The sequence below is a fragment of the Flavobacterium sp. 1355 genome (assembly GCF_017833415.1).
GTDB lineage: Bacteria > Bacteroidota > Bacteroidia > Flavobacteriales > Flavobacteriaceae > Flavobacterium.
This window is the reverse complement of the sequence record NZ_JAFICC010000017.1, coordinates 1-16,477: the sequence shown is the minus strand read 5'-3', so window position 1 is coordinate 16,477 and position 16,477 is coordinate 1. Positions and strand designations below refer to the sequence as shown.

The 16,477-nt window shown below is 33.0% G+C and carries 6 protein-coding genes; 1 reads left to right on the top strand and 5 read right to left on the bottom strand.

The window, feature by feature from the left end; translation table 11 throughout:
- Positions 1 to 14: 14 nt before the first annotated feature.
- The 5 genes from JOD96_RS19570 to JOD96_RS19550 form a co-directional block, all read right to left on the bottom strand.
- The gene (locus JOD96_RS19570; protein ID WP_209565899.1) at positions 15 to 830 is read right to left on the bottom strand and encodes a hypothetical protein; all 816 of its coding nucleotides are present in this window, start codon (positions 828 to 830) and stop codon (positions 15 to 17) included.
- Positions 831 to 1,029: 199 nt separating this feature from the next.
- Complete coding sequence (locus tag JOD96_RS19565) at positions 1,030 to 2,112, bottom strand: hypothetical protein (protein WP_209565898.1); 1,083 nt, start codon at positions 2,110 to 2,112, stop codon at positions 1,030 to 1,032.
- A gap of 5 nt (positions 2,113 to 2,117) precedes the next feature.
- Positions 2,118 to 7,619: a fibronectin type III domain-containing protein gene (locus tag JOD96_RS19560; RefSeq protein ID WP_209565897.1), complete on the bottom strand. Its 5,502-nt coding sequence runs from the start codon at positions 7,617 to 7,619 to the stop codon at positions 2,118 to 2,120.
- Positions 7,620 to 7,622: 3 nt separating this feature from the next.
- The gene (locus JOD96_RS19555; RefSeq protein ID WP_209565896.1) at positions 7,623 to 12,743 is read right to left on the bottom strand and encodes a T9SS type A sorting domain-containing protein; all 5,121 of its coding nucleotides are present in this window, start codon (positions 12,741 to 12,743) and stop codon (positions 7,623 to 7,625) included.
- Positions 12,744 to 12,747: 4 nt separating this feature from the next.
- Positions 12,748 to 14,814 carry a fibronectin type III domain-containing protein gene (locus JOD96_RS19550; protein ID WP_209565895.1) on the bottom strand — a complete coding sequence of 689 codons (2,067 nt, stop codon included), beginning with the start codon at positions 14,812 to 14,814 and terminating at the stop codon, positions 12,748 to 12,750.
- Between the two features lie 343 nt (positions 14,815 to 15,157).
- Between JOD96_RS19550 and JOD96_RS19545 the strand changes: the two genes are divergently transcribed.
- The gene (locus JOD96_RS19545) at positions 15,158 to 16,177 is read left to right on the top strand and encodes a proline iminopeptidase-family hydrolase (protein ID WP_209565894.1); all 1,020 of its coding nucleotides are present in this window, start codon (positions 15,158 to 15,160) and stop codon (positions 16,175 to 16,177) included.
- Positions 16,178 to 16,477 lie beyond the last annotated feature (300 nt).

Below are 16,477 nucleotides of genomic sequence, written 5' to 3'. Positions count from 1 at the left end.
TTTTAATTCTCATGCTATTTATTTTCTCTTTTTGAATACTGGCTTCCCAACGTATAACCATTGGCTACCAAAACCCTAACAATATTCATGGCTGTGATATCTTTACTCATTTGATATCCTGTCGGATTACCTCTGTTATCAAAAGCTGCTTTTAAAACCTTATTATCATAGGTGATTAGCTCCTGATTTAAAAGTTTATCATACCCCGAATAAGTGCCGCCTTTCGCAAACCATGTTGCTACTAATTTGTTATCTAAATCCCCAACTTCATATTTCAACTCGCCATTTGCAGATGGAGAAGTCATTTGGATATAACCAATTATTTTATCATTCGGATCTGGATTTTGTGCTTTTATACTATAAATAACACCATTATCACCTATCGCTAATTGATAGGTATCAGCCACAATATTTGCGTTTTCTACATCGTTTTGAATTCCTAAACGGTTTGCAGAAATTCCGGTTGATTCTCCATTGATAAAACTATTTAATGCTTCAACATTTAAACCGTCGGCAGTTATAAAATTTCGTTCTAATAATTCGTAAATAATACTTCTGTCATAATTGAATGCACTAAACTTTCTGCTCTTGAATTCTATTTCGTTGGCTTTTCCGGTTGTTTCATTTTTAATTTCTATCCATGGCAGCGTTAATGATTCAGCATTAGGAACATTTTTTAATTCTGCTGTAATCGCAACACTTTTATCTAAATTATAAATTTTAAAAAGAGGTTTTTTACCTTCTACATAACCAATTGTTTTTTCGTCCAGCTTTATTTCTCCTTTATCAATTTTTATTTTTTGCGCGTAAATGCATGTGCTTATTAACACAGTGAATAGGGTTAAAATATATTTCCTTATATGTGAATTTTTATTTTTCATTATATTTATTTCTATTCAACTTATCTTCATTTCTTCAAATATATCTTTACATTGTGATATGTATCATAGCATTTCACAGAAAGAAAAATTACTATCATAAAAAACATACCCATGTATGTTTTGTTCACGCTTGATGAATTTTACAATCTTAATTATAATCACTTTCATAAATTCGCAAATTATTTTCACTATCTAATACACCCAATAATTTATTATTAGTTTGAGGAACATCCGTAAAAAACAAATATTTTTTCTCCTCTAGTGGGGCATCATACCAAACTACTTCTAGTTTTTCTGTATCAAAAATCCCAACTGCTCTATTAACGACTTCCCCTTTGTTAGCACCAATAAAATAAAGATTCTTGTCTCCAGAATAGTATTTACTCCTATTTATACGCCAGGATTCTTTTGGGTTTTCTCCAAAATCTTTTTTGATTTCAATTTTTAAAGTGTCCAGATTCATTTCCCAGTAATATCGATAAGACAAACTTTTAATCACACCTTTTTCCTCATCTAAATGAACATCCTTAATTGAAAAATTAAAATTTTCAATTGTATCTGGAATTAAGCCTAGTTCTTTACATAGATTAATTTCATGTAGCAAAATTCCCTTTTCTACATCAAGTCCAATTATTTTACGATTTGTTACTAATATCCATAGTGCTTTTTTATAAACACCTATAAAAGACAGAAATTCCGTCTCCATATCAGTTTCAACGCCATTTGAGATAGCCTCTATCTTAGATAAAGAAAAGTTCCATAGCTCAATGTTTTGGACATTGCTAAAGCCTGAAATGTATTTATCTTTATTGAACCCTATTATTATTTCATCATCTTGTAATATAAAATTGCAATTATTAAAATTCTCAAAGGCTTGTATTTGTTTTCCATCTTCTATATTAAAAAGACCTATCTTCCAATCAAAAGTGTTAGAATTAAAATTATAAGTATGATCGTAATTAGCGTAGACTTTTTTATTGTTTGTGGTAAAAAGATAAGGAGAATAATTTAACCCTTTAATTAGCTTCTCTTCTAAATTAAGCAATTGATAATCACCGTCATTATTGTGAAAAAATATAAAATTATCTTTTTGCCAAAAAGATTGACATTCTAAATTCTCTATTAAAACTTCATTCTCATCGGTATATAATTGAGAATTTTTACAGTAGTAAAAATTTTTATCATATACTTTGACTCTTTTAACATTATCAATATTATTTATTATCTTCATAATTATTACTCAACATTTATAAATTTAAAAAGAGAATCATCTCCTTTATCAACCCAGTTCTTAAATACTAACTTAGCATTCTGCTTTGTTAAATTTGGAAATTCTGAAGATTTCCACAATTTGTCCTTCCAAGTCGGGTTATTCCAAAATTCTTCAAACATAGCATAATCATCTTTCTTAAACACTCTCTGAAACTGCTCTTTTACAAATTTGAGAGGATCCGCTACTCCATCATTTAAAAGTTTTGTTTTATTAGCAACATATTCAAAAACTTCCCCGCTCTTTATATATCCTTTTAATTGATTCAAACTGCTTGTGCCTCCAAAAGCTTCCCAACTACTTTTAGCAAAACTTTTAAATTCTACCAATTTTGTAACTCCGTCAAACAATTTTATATCAGCTTCAAATCTTTCTCCGCTTAGGTAGAAGCTCTCAAATTCTTGTACTTTGCTCGCAAATTTTGCTCCTTTATTTTTTAGATATTGTAACATAAATGCACCTCCGTCAGCTTTATTGCTATGAGCAGCCATTTCAGTAAGCAGTTTGTCAAAACCATTTTTATCTTTATAATTTGTAATAGCAAAATCCAAATCATCAATAATTTCATCAAGGTGTTTTAATCCTTCATTTGTTCCTTTTGTTGGACAAGTTTTACATCTAGCTCCCGCTGCTGCTAATTTGTCATAAATTTTTTGAATTTTACCTATATTATCCTCAACATATTTAGAGTTGTTCTTAAGCATTTTAGCAGTCGCCTCTAAAATACTTTCGTCAATACGCATTTGAGACCTATTTGAAATAAATTTCCACGCCTGCAAAAGTTTAGGATTATCTATGAAATTTTTAAATAATGACGGTGCTTTCCCTATGTCATCAACAAACATTCTAAGCTGGTATACGTCGCTAAAACTATTGCTTTCTAAAAACTTTGCTAGTTTTTCACCATTTTGTACTGTTTTACCCAAAACAGTCAATACTCTCTCTAGACTTGCTGGATCAGCACCTAAATCAGTAAGACGTTTCAATAGTTGTTCATTGGCTGTTCCGAAAATTTGTGCAGAAAGAGTGCTAAGATTAGAAGAACCAATTGAGCCCGGGCTTACACTTAATTTTATACGTTGGTTAACGCCGTTTATTGGATAATCCATTCCGTCTGCTCCGGCCATTACTAATCGATTAACCTCTTCAAACGACATCTCCAGATTTGGCAGCTCGGTATTATTAACAATAACTTTTATTCGAAATAAACCATTATCTAGTTGAGTTATTACATCACTGGTAGCATTTTTTATTACAATACCCACTTTTCCAGATACTCCTTTAACAAATCTAAATGACATTCCTATGTATCTGAACGGATCAGTAAGTTTGTCACATAACTGTAGTGCCTTAAAAGTTGTTGATGCTACTTTACTCATTATTCCGGCACCTGCCTCAACATCTCCAATACACATCACAATTATTGGCCCTACAATAGACCCAACAAATTCAGCTCCCACACAAGGCTTTTGTGAATCAAATTGACCGACAACACCTTCTTTTAATAAATACCATACTTTGCCAAAACTCAATCCTTTTCCATAAATAAGTACTTCTTTTCCATTAGCGTCTTTCTCAAACATTTCCATTTCTTCTATTTGAGTTAAGAACTTACTATTTGCTTCTCTTCCTTTAGATGATAATGGAGAAATCAGCAATTTAGCTAAATCAGGAACCGATTTTACAACATCAATAAGCCCATTATACATTCCACAGAATAATGCAAATTGAATTTGGCTTGGGGTTCCTTTTGCAAATACTTTATCGAACTCCGGATAGGCATCAGCCAGCTTATCGGCAATAATATCATGAACAACAGCTGACAAAGAGATATAACTAAATACTGTGGCATAAATATCATTATAATCTTTATCAGTACAATCATACACCGAAGGTTTAATCTTGACTTTACTTATTCCACTACTCAACATATCAAACATGTCATAGTATGCCGTAAAATATCCGTCGACAGATTGATAACCAATTGCTATTAATTTTTCAAACAATGTTTTTTGTTTCCAGTCTAAACTTGATTCCCAAGATTTTAGGGCAACAGAAATATTTTCATCGAAACTACTTCCAGAGATAATTTGTTTAACTCTGATTTTACCTTCTTTACTATATTCGAGCCAAAATACGATTTCGTCAGGTTTTATCTCTTCCTTTACATTATCTACATAAAAACTGTTATCCTTATATACAACTCTGTTGGTTTGTTCTGCTTCTGCCGTTAAAAGTATATGACCTTTTATCTGATGAGCCTGTCCTGTGATCCAGTTTTTTGAATTTCCAGACATCAAGGCTTCTAATTTGTCCAGAACTTCTTTTTTAACTTCTCCTTTAATTAAATTCTTAACAAATAGTCCCTGGCTTCCTCCAGATGTTCCTTTAGTTTCACTCCAATCCTGTGCACTTGCATCATTACATGCAACTGCTTTTTTATTCTTGGAGTTAATATATTGATTAATAAAATTTTTAAGTGATTTTCCACTTGCTAAAAAATCTGCAATTTTAACTGTTACATAAGTTGTGTATCCACATTCTTTGTCCTTATCAAAAAATAAATACAACCATTTATCTTTAATCGAATTCAGCTTACCTGAAACATCTGTTATTGGATAATCGCCCTCATCATTTCCATATTTATCACCTTTCCACCAATAAAGATTTCCTGATAATTTAAACCCAGGTAAGGTTCCATCATTTGCAGCAACATCACTACTTGAATAGGTGTTCTTATCAACTTTTGTACGATCTGATCCAATAGTAAAGATTTTGTAATCTGGACTTACAACATAACCACCTGCGAACTCCCCGCTGGCCTGACCTTGAAACGCATACAACTTAAATGCAGGATCATTAATCTGTTTCCAGTCCTGATGGTTTAAAATAGTTCCCTCACTGTAGTCCATCAACAAATCAGTACTTTTTTCCGCTGTTTTATAAACCTCAAAAGGATGTTCTAATTTAAAGATTCCGTGACCTAATTCATGTGCCGGTGTTTTTGGTAAATCTGATTGAAAAACATAACCAAACTGTCCGTTCAATCGCATATAACCCTGTTGTCCTGTACTTGAAGCCTTATCTGTAACAAAAAGCACATAACTTGACTCCGTTGACTGGTACAAACTATTTATATTTTGCTGCTCTGTACTGTAAGTCGAAGTAAGTGTGTTTTTTTCTGTCTGAATTGTATTTCCAGAAACTACTCCATCGATGTTTAGAATATCCTTCTTTGTGAAGTTTATTTTTACACCAATTTTATTATAAATCGTTTGTGTTTTGGTAATAATACTGTCAAGTTTTTTCTGCGAAACTTCATCTGTAGGCACCAGCGCAACATTGACATCTTTTGGCGAAATGTGTACAAGCATAAAGGCTCCAATAACTTTCCATTTATTGCCTTGTTTTATAGTTGCCAATATTTCCTCTTCTGCATAACTCAGGCTTCCTTTTACCTTTATGACAAATACTTTATCATTTCTGTCAAAATCAATATTAGCTCCATTCTGAGTTTTGAAGACTATACTGTCTAATTTTATATTGGCGTCGGTAACAGTTACTGTACCCAGTAAGGTATCTGTATCCCCATTTATAACGGCCTTATACGGCAGTGCTGCATTTCCTACTTTTTTATACAATGTTTTTAAAGCTGAAGAAGCATTGTCTGGCATTACATCAAAAGCATATTTACTTCCATTGCCCGAAAAAGCAATTGTAATTCCTTTGGCCGTAAATTCGGTAGCCTGACCGTTTTTATCTACACCATCGGTATTCTCGGGTGTTGGTTTTCCTCCGGCTGCAGCTATTGTAGGTTCGTTACTTCCGTTTCCATCTTTATCTATGTTATAAGTATTTCCTTTGCTGTCTGTAATTACAGTATCTTTTCCTCCCGGAATGGTTACCTGTTCACCGTCTTTACCGCTAACTACAATATCTCCATTTGGATTGATTATAATTTTATCAACTTCAAACGGAACAGTTTCTTCGATTTGTCCGCCCTGACCTTCGCCGGTAAAATCTTCTGTGTCTGTAACGTTTTTCCAATCGGGATTGTAACTCGTCTCTACAACACCGCTAATCAATTGATAATCGGTATTGATCACGATATTATTAAACTCAACTGCAATTTTAGTATCAGCCAGATAAGGTACAATGATGTAGCCTTTTCCTGAATATGGACTGTTTTCGCCTTTAAGTTCTAAAATCGTTACCGGAAAATCTCCGGCTTTGAATGTTTCGCTTTGAATTAAGTTTGTAAGCGGTTTTTGATTCTGAATATTTATTTGAGGAACAATACCACAATTATAAGCAGGAACGCCATTTGTATCTGTCGTTGTAGTAAACGTACTGACTCCGGAGTATGTAAACGACTGAACGCCTTCTGTTACGGGATCACAGCTTGAGCCAACTCTAAACTGATAGGTAACACCTGGTTCTAAATTCGTTATTAAGCTTTGTGTGTTTAAGCTGTATGCTGAAAACCATTGTGCATTGCGCACATCTTGCTTTTTGTATTGTACCTGAAAACGGGTATGTTCCGGTATTCCCTCCCAAGTGATTTTTACGCTTTTGGAACTCTGGGATTCACTTAACAGAAAAGTTGGAGCAGCACAGGAAGCTGTATATTTAAAAGAATAAATCTCACTGTATCCATCATTTTTAAATACGGCATTTTCTGAAAGTCCTGTTGTCGAAATTGCTTTTACCCGCCATGCATATCGCATACCCGGAGTAAGAATTGGCATACTTAAATTGTATAGTAATGCTGTTCCAAAAAGTGTTTCTTCATATAAAATGGGAGACATTTGAAATGCAAACTGAGGATCTAGTGTTGGATCAATTAGCTGTTTTAGCTCAAATTTATACGATATGTTGGTTGCATTTATCTGACGCGGTGTCCAGGTAAATAAAATATTTGGAAATTCTGTCGAAGCAATTTGTTCGTTTCGCTGTGGTGTATTTAGTAGTGGAGGATCGTTTAATATCAAATATAAACTGGCACAACTTTTTTGAGATATCTTTTGGTTGGTTACAAAATCATACATCTCAAAACAGAAATTGTACATTCCTTCGGGCAAAGCATTCGCGTATTGCGCCGGAGAAATTCCCTGTAGATTTTCTAATCTAAAAAGGGCTGCGATATCTGTGTTAGTAAGTGTTTGTAATTCACCTCCATTTATAAAAATTGGACGCTGACCTTGTACATAATCAGTACTTTGTATATTAAGCCCGTTTCCTTGTATATACAGTTTCAGTCGTACTTGTCTTTGAGATATTGAAATATCTGTCGGATTAATAATCAGCTGCATTTTAGTATCCATACTAGTCGCATAATCTGATATTTTGACACTATACGGACTATTAAATACTGGTGTTAACTGGACTGGATATAATTGTGCATATCCGGCAACACAAAAAAACAGAAATAGAACAACTAAAATTTTATTATTGAAAAAGTTCTTCATTTTTTAATAGATGATAATTTTTTTAACCAATGTTTGTTGTCCCGTCTCTAATACTAAAACATAAATTCCAGATCCTAATGAGGTATCAAAATCTATTTCATATGTTTTCTTTCCTGATTCTTTTTTCTGAATCATTGTATCTTGTCCTGTGGTTGAAAAGAGTCTTAAATTTATTGCACTTACATTCTCTAAATTTATAAATGCTTTAAAATTCCCATCACTCGGGTTTGGACTTACTATAAAATCTAAAATAAACTGAGATGTACTACCTGTATTTGGCAATGTACTTCGTTCTTCTACAGTAATATTTTTAGTATATGTTGCATAACATTCGCCTTGCGTTTGCTGCAAACCAATTGTATAAACACCTGTAGCATTAAATTTTAATGTTATGTATTTTTCCTTTTGCTCGACAATTTTCACTCCATCAGGAATTACCCAATTAGTACTTTCTCCAAACGGGTTACTGGTGTTGATTAAAATTACTTCTTCGTCTAAATAAGCCTGTGAACTTAATAGAAACTCAGAACTAATTATTGCCCGACTGGTTTTTATTATAATTTCATCTTCACTAATACATCCCAAAGCTGACGTTACCTTTACATGGTATGTTCCTGCTTTTGATACATTTACTTTGGCTTCATTTGAGGAAAAACCATTAGTAGAAGTCCAGCTGTATTGTGCTTTTTGATCTGTAATTGTAGCATCAAGATCCAAATTTTGGTCATTACACAATGTTCTGTCTGAACCAAGATCAACTATAATAGCTTCCGGATCTTTTAAAACAAATCTCTTTTTATATACACAACAATCCGGACAAGTAATTGAAACTTCGTAATTCCCTGCTGCAAGATTGTTTAAATCCTTAGTTGTAGCTCCAGTATTCCATAAATAGCTGAAAGGTGAGTTTCCTCCTGTAACATTTAGTTCTATTGATCCATCATTCCCTTGAGAACAAATAGGATTTTTAACTATTTCAGTAGTAAATATTCCATTTGGATCTCCAACGAAAATACTTCCCTGAGTAATACATCCTTTTGCATCGGTTACGATCACAAAGTAATTATTTGTTGTAATGTTTTCTATTTTCGCCGTTGTTTCTCCATTTGTCCATTGATAAGTGTATGGTGGAGTTCCGCCGGAAACGTGTGCCTCAGCCCAACCGTCATCACCTGTGGTACATCCTACATCCAACTTAGTAAAGCTTACACTTAATTTTGCAGGCTCTGGCATGTAATAGGTCATATCAATTTCTTTGACCAAAACATTATTTACATATGTACCCAGTTTTATTCCGTTTGCATCTTCAATATTTAAAGCATAAGTCCCCTCAGATATGTATTCAGCAGTTTCGTCTTTATCGTTCCACAATACCCAAGAACCATCTTTTTGTTGCTTTTTCCAGGTATAATAATATGGTAATCCATTATTTTTATCTGCCTGTAACTGAATTCCTCCTTTAACATGAGCGACTAAAATTCCATCCTGAGATTCATCTCTTTGATTATCTAAAGGAGTGGCATCTGTCTCATTTCCAAATTCATTACTCACGTTGCACGAAATAGTACGAACGACTTCAAAAGTAACTTCAAGAGGGTCCGGATCATCTAAAGTTGTAATAGAATTAACTACCGTACAGCTCGATTTATTTGTTGCAGCATCATAATTAGCATCATGAACTGTCAGGCTGTAATTATCTTCAGGAAGTCCGTCTAAAGTGATTGTATATATTCCATTATTAAAATTAGTGGTTGTTGTAGTTTGAATTATTCCTTTACTGTTTTTCCATTCGAACCAATATGAATTATCAGGAAAAATAGTTCCACCTACAACTTCAACAACAATTCGTCCATTAGTTGCTTTATAAAAGCTAGGATTAAGAATCTCCTTATATGTAATACTAAGTGGTGTTGCCGGTTCTGTAATAATTACACTTTCTTGTGTTGTACAGCCTTTATCATCTGTAACAAATACCCAATATTCACCTGCTTTTATGAAATTATTCTGATCAGTCGCAACATCATTTGACCATTTATAATCATAAGGTGGTGTGCCTCCTACAACGTTTGCCGTAGCCCAGCCATCATTTCCATCATTACAAAAAACATCACCATGAGTAATAGTTACTGATAATTTTGGAGGTTCCTGCATAAATTGGGTAACATCAATTTCTTCTGTAAGTACATTATTAACATATGTTCCTAACATGATTCCGTTTCTGTCTTTTATATTCAAAGAATAATTTCCGTGAGAAAGATTCGATGCCGTTTCTCCCTGAATGTTTGACAAATTGACCCATGAACCATCTGTTTGCTGTTTTTTCCAATAAAAATAGTAAGGTAATCCATTGTTTGCAGAAGATGCCAAAGGGGTACCTCCAGTAACATGAGCAACTAAGATACCGTCCTGTGACTCATCACGCTGGCCATCAATTGGAGTTGTATCTGCATCATTACCAAATTCGTTACTTGTATTACAAGAAATAGTACGAACCACTTCAAACACAACTTTTAATGGGTCTGGCTGATTAAGGGTTACTTTTGATTGTAATACCGAACAGTTGGTAATTTGATTTGTTGCTTCGTTATAATTTTTATCCTTTATAGTTAAAAAATAATCATCTGCCGGAACTCCATTTAATGTAATTGTAAAAACTCCATCTTTTAATTCAGTCGTTGCAATTTGCACTACTCCTGCAGAATTTTTCCATTCATAATTATATGAATTATCATCATTTGATGTTCCGCCTGTTATCTTTGCTATAATTCTACCATTAGTCGCACCGAAAAAAGTAGGCGTAAAAATTTCTTCATAATCAATATTTACAGGCAATAATGGTTCTGTAATTTCTATATCTCCTTTGATAAAACAACCATTTTTGTCGGTAACTTCAATGCTATACGTTCCGGCAGTTAAATTAGATATTTTATTTTCATCGACTGTTCCTCCATTTGTATTATACCAAGTGTAAGTATATGAACCTGTACCACCAATGACTGTTGCTGTTGCCCATCCGTTGTTGCCGGCGTGGCAGGAAACATTTCCAGAAACGAATGATAATTCAAGTTTTGCCGGTTCCAAAATTTCTTTGGTTGTTGATATTGCAGTTTCTAAATCTGTAGAATTATAAGTTCCTTGTACAATTCCGTTAGCATCTACGACATTCAAAGAATAATTTCCTTGTGAAAGATTCCCGGCAGTTTCTGTTGTTTTATCCGTTAATTCATCCCAAACATTTGTTACGGTATTATATTTTGACCAGATAAATTTATAAGGAAGCCCATTATTTGCAGATCCGGTAAATTGTACACCACCGCTTACTGTTGCTTTTAAAATTCCATCAGATAGTTTATCTAAATTTCCTAAAACAGGGTCATGGTTTTCTGTGTTACAAGAAATAGCCTGCGTTTCTTGTATCGTAATTACAATTGGATCAGGTTGTGTTAAAATTTGCGATGATTCAATAATAGAACAACCAGCTTTATTTGTAGCATCATTATAATTTTTATCCTTTACCGTTAGTTTATATTCGCCGAAAGGAACATTTTCTAACGTAATATTAAATGTTTTATCAACAGAATTATATTGTGCGGTTGTTGGTAAAATAACCCCACTACTGTTTTTCCATTCATATTCATAAGTTTTATCATCATTAATAGTTCCTCCAGATACTGAAGCTACTATTTTTCCGTTAACAGCCTGGTAAAAAGTTGGATCTTTTTTAAATGTATATTCTACTGCTAAAGGTGATGTTGGTTGTGACAGTGTTGTTTCCAGCACTTTATCGTCACCAAGTTGAATTTCACCATTTATTTGTGTTTGAATTTTAGCAACACATCCATTCATATCTTTTACCTTCACTTTGTATGTACCAGGTGTTAATCCAGTAATAGTGTGCGGCATATTGTTTGGAAAGGGTGTCCAGTTAGCGCCATCATCTAATGAATAATAATCATTACCTAAAACATTACGTGTTCCCCCAGTTGGTGTTATAGTTATCGTTCCATCCTGACCACCAAAACACTTAACATTTGTTGCGTTTAATGCAAAATCTAATATAGGTGGAGAACTTATTTGAAAAGGTTTCAAGTCATATCTGTCTGCATCTGTGGAGGTACTTAGACCATCTTTAAAGCCTACCAACTGTAGCATATAATTTCCTTTTCGTAAATTTGAAATTACAAAGGATTTGTCTGCTCCAATAGACAATACACCATTATAACTTGTAGGGGTATTTGTGGTAGCATCAAGTAAGGTATAGTTTAATTGTTCTCCCGGATATAGGGTTCTATTAAATACAACCTTTATTGATCCGTCATTTGTGTCACTGCAAGTAGGCTGAGTTGGTGTTGCCGAATCGACTCTTGGTGCAGATAAACGTACAGTGTAAGTAACTATATTTGAAACTGCTGCACCATTGTAAGCAACTTGCCTAAAAGATACTTTTTTACCATGACTTGTTCCATCTAATACTTGTAATACATCAATTGCATTTACAGATATACTTGCTGCATTAAATTGTGGCAGGCTCACCCAACTTGATGGATCAAGCGGTGTAAGTGAATATTGCCAATTATATTCAGAAGTTAAGAAGCCTGTATCTGATTTAATTGTAATTCTGTCTGTTGTTGGTAAAATATCACTCATATTTCCAGTTATACCCAACAATTGTATATGAAGATCAGGAAGAATTTTGAGGGTGGCTCTTAAGTCAAAAACAAAAGTAAAATAGTTTTGAGTATAATATTCTGTAACCCCATAAGAAACATTCATGTATTCAGTACTAGTGTTGTCATTTTTACAACCTGAATTAAATCCCCCATGCCATTTTCTACCTGCCGAATAATACTTAATTCTTGTTAACTTTTTTGTACTCGGAAAACTGGTTGTCCAAGTGTTGGGAAGATCCTGTCCGTCACCAACTGGCTGATAAAAAAAGTTATCATCGGCAACACCTGGATTACTGTAATCTAACCATGACTCTAAGCGGCTTCCGCAATTTCCGGAGATACTTTTCTTAACGTCAATATCGGTAATATTCATACTAACATTATATTTACCAATGCCCTGAGCAAAACCAAATGTTGAAACCAATAAAATGATTAATAAGTATATTTTTTTCATAGGCTTAATATATAACTGTTAATGTCTCTGCTCTTGCAGGAGTATCACTTTCTAAATTTGGAACGAAATGATATTCGTATTCCTGGTTAATTTTTAAATTCTTATCTTCTAAAGTAAAAACATCATTATTTAATTCTCGCCACAATGTTGGTGGCGTGCCTTTTGTATTTTTATAGATACTTACTCCCAAAATTTTACTTTTATTTTTCACATAATCCCAAGAGAGAATTATTTTTTTGTTTTCCCTATCAGGCAATCCTTGTAAAAAATTAATAATTTTAACCGGAGTAAAATCCAATACATTAACAGTGATTGTAGAATGATCCAATGAAGACCAAAGATTACTTTTATCTTTAGCCAAAATCGCATACTGATATATTTTTTTATTTTCTACCCTATCATCAGTATATTCCTGAATCGTATCATTTATCTGTTTAATCTCAATCCATTTTTCCTGTCCTTTTTCTCTCCTTCTAAGGCTATATCCTACCACATCTTCACTATAACTTCTAATCCATTTTAATTTTACCTTACCATCTTTGTTATCGTAATCTTTAAAAATAGGTGCAGCCGGAGGTATTTTATCTGGTTTATCTAAAACTAATATCTCAGATGGATCAGAAATATTAAATCGCATGTCTTCGGCAGCAATTCTGTAATAAACCTTGCTATTGGTCATTTTCAGGCTTACACTGTCCTGATAGTTATTCCCTACATAAGATTGATGGTAAATATCTACAAATTCTTCACCTGTATTATTAGCCTTCAAAATTCTGTATCCCCGCAGATCTTTTTCCTGGTTTGGCTTCCATTTCAACCGCACCACTCCAAGACTATCAATTATACCTTCAAGTCCTACTGGTATTGCAGGGGGTATAGAATCTACAGGCTGAACCAACATACTTTGAGAGGTCAGTCGCTGATTATTTTTGCCAACAACAGATATTGTAAAATAATTTGATGGAAATAGATTTTCCTTATAATTAAGCTTCCTTTCAGACGGAGGAATAATTTTAGTAACAACCTTATAAGGTCCCTTATCATTATCTGCTAAGTTAATTTCATAACCCTGAATAAAACTTTCTGACTCTTTAGGGTAATCCCATTCTAAATTAACTTCATTTGAATTTATAATATTATAATCTACCAGCCTCGCAGGTGTAACAATAGCAGAAACGCCCGTCGCTGTAATAGTTTTTGTCAATTCTCCTTTTTCGCCAAATGAAGTTATTCCATATAACCTATAATGATAGACTTTTTCATTTACACTAAGGGTATCAATATAATACATAGTTTTAGACGGATGTTCATCTTTATCATTTAGGTTTACTAAAGGTGTAGTTGCAATAGGGCTAAAATTAATTCCATCTGTAGATTTTTCTACCATATAGGAAGTATAAATCCTTTTAAAAGTCTCATAGTCCCAGGATAGTAAAACTTTTTTATCATCAGGAATAGCAATGAAATCGGTTGGCGCAGGCAGGGCACTATAATCCTTTAAACCAATCATATAAGATGACTCCTTAACCTTTGGACTTTCAAAAACACTTACCTGATAAGCATATACCTCATTTTTTTTTACATTTTCATCTATATATCCCCATCCTGCTTTTAATGCTGAAGAAAAACTCATATCGGCCGCATACAAAGCAAAAGTATAACGTTGATTTATTTCATCTGCCATATTTACTATTTTAGACAAATCTCCTTCTTTGGCAGCAGTGACCTCAAAGCTATCACCATAAAGTGATTGTGCTATAATGGCTGCATTGTTATCTTTCTGCACCACATCCAGCCACGAATCTAAAGGTTCTGGCAGCAATGGTTTTGGTGTCAGAAGCATTTTTTCAGGTTTTGATAAAACAACACCATCTCTTAAAACTGTCGATCTGGTAATGATAAATCCTTTTTTGTTAGCTTTTTGCCACTCGATCGGAGAATTAATAGCCCATCGAATTAAAATTTTATCTTTTTGCGCTCTGGCATTGACCATGACTGTAGCATGTTTCGTTTGAGAATACGATAATGATATAAATAGTAAAAAGAATAAATAAAATTTAATTTTAGCCATTAACTGTAATTATTTCCATGTTAAAAAAAAACAAAAATAATATTAAAAATTAACTAACAAGCAAATTTTCATAAAATAAAGCATACGTAATATTAAAACAATTTAAAATATATCACAAAATTCTACAAAACAAAAAATAAGAAAAAACTTATTTAATATTAAAAAAGCATACAATTATTATTGCCTTTTTTCAAGAAATAATAGTTATGTTTTAAATTAATCAATAACAATTTAATTATGAGAGAAATAATTACAAATTATTAAATTCACTTCGACGTAATTCATGTTATTAATTCATAAAAAAGTGTAATTTTAAATCATTCAATAACTTATAATTCTAAATATGCGTATTATTCCAATCATTTTATTACTCCTGTTGACCATTTCCTGTCAAAAAGAAAATAAGCCTGAAACTCTTTCAAAATATTTCACTTATAAAGAAAATACCAATATAGAATCAGCTGGTGTAAAAATGATACCTATTAAAACTCCTATTGGGAATTTTAAAGTGTGGACTAAACGTTTTGGGAACAATCCAAAAATAAAAATTTTGCTATTGCATGGTGGTCCGGCGATGACGCATGAATATATGGAATGTTTTGAAACGTTCTTCCAAAGAGAAGGTTTTGAATTCTATGAATATGATCAATTAGGATCATACTACAGCGATCAGCCAAAAGACAGTAGCCTATGGACTACAGAAAGATTTGTTAATGAAGTTGAACAAGTCCGTAAAGCCATTGGAGCTGATAGCAGTAATTTTTACGTGTTAGGAAATTCGTGGGGAGGAATTTTAGCTATGGAATATGCACTAAAACATCAAAAAAACTTAAAAGGATTAATAGTATCAAACATGGTGGCAAGCGCTCCTGAATATGGAAAATATGCTGATGAAGTTCTGGCAAAACAGATGAATCCGGAAGTCCTTGCAGAAATTAGAACTTTAGAAGCTAAAAAAGATTTTAATAACCCAAGATACATGGAGCTTCTTATTCCTAATTTTTACAAAAAATATTTATGCCGTTTGGAAGAATGGCCAGATGGATTAAATCGCGCTAGCAAACATATAAATGGAGAAATCTACACCTTAATGCAAGGGCCTAGTGAATTTGGAATTAGTGGACGCTTAGCAAAATGGGATATAAAAAACCGATTAAATGAAATCAAAATTCCAACTCTAATGATTGGTGCAAAATACGATACAATGGACCCCAAAGCAATGGAACAACAAAGCAAATTAGTAAAGAAGGGAAGATATTTATATTGCCCAAATGGAAGCCACTTAGCAATGTGGGATGATCAAAAAATATTCATGTCAGGCGTAATCGAATTTATTCATGATGTTAACAATAACAAAATTTAAATCAATTCACACAAGCTAAGATTTAGTAATCTACTAAGAGAATCTAATTATTATGAATAATAGGTAATACCAATCCAATATTTCTTATACCTTAATTTGACATTTTGTGAAACTTCATGAGAGATTTTTTTTATCCCATAAAAATTGATATCTAATATCAGAATGATATAATTCTATCAAACATATGAATTATAGAAAGCACAAAATGGATGAAGCACAAAGCTTGGGGAGGAAATGTCAAAATAAAACAAGAACTTTGCAATCTAAGAATTTTATATGACCCCTATAGAGCTTTTGAAG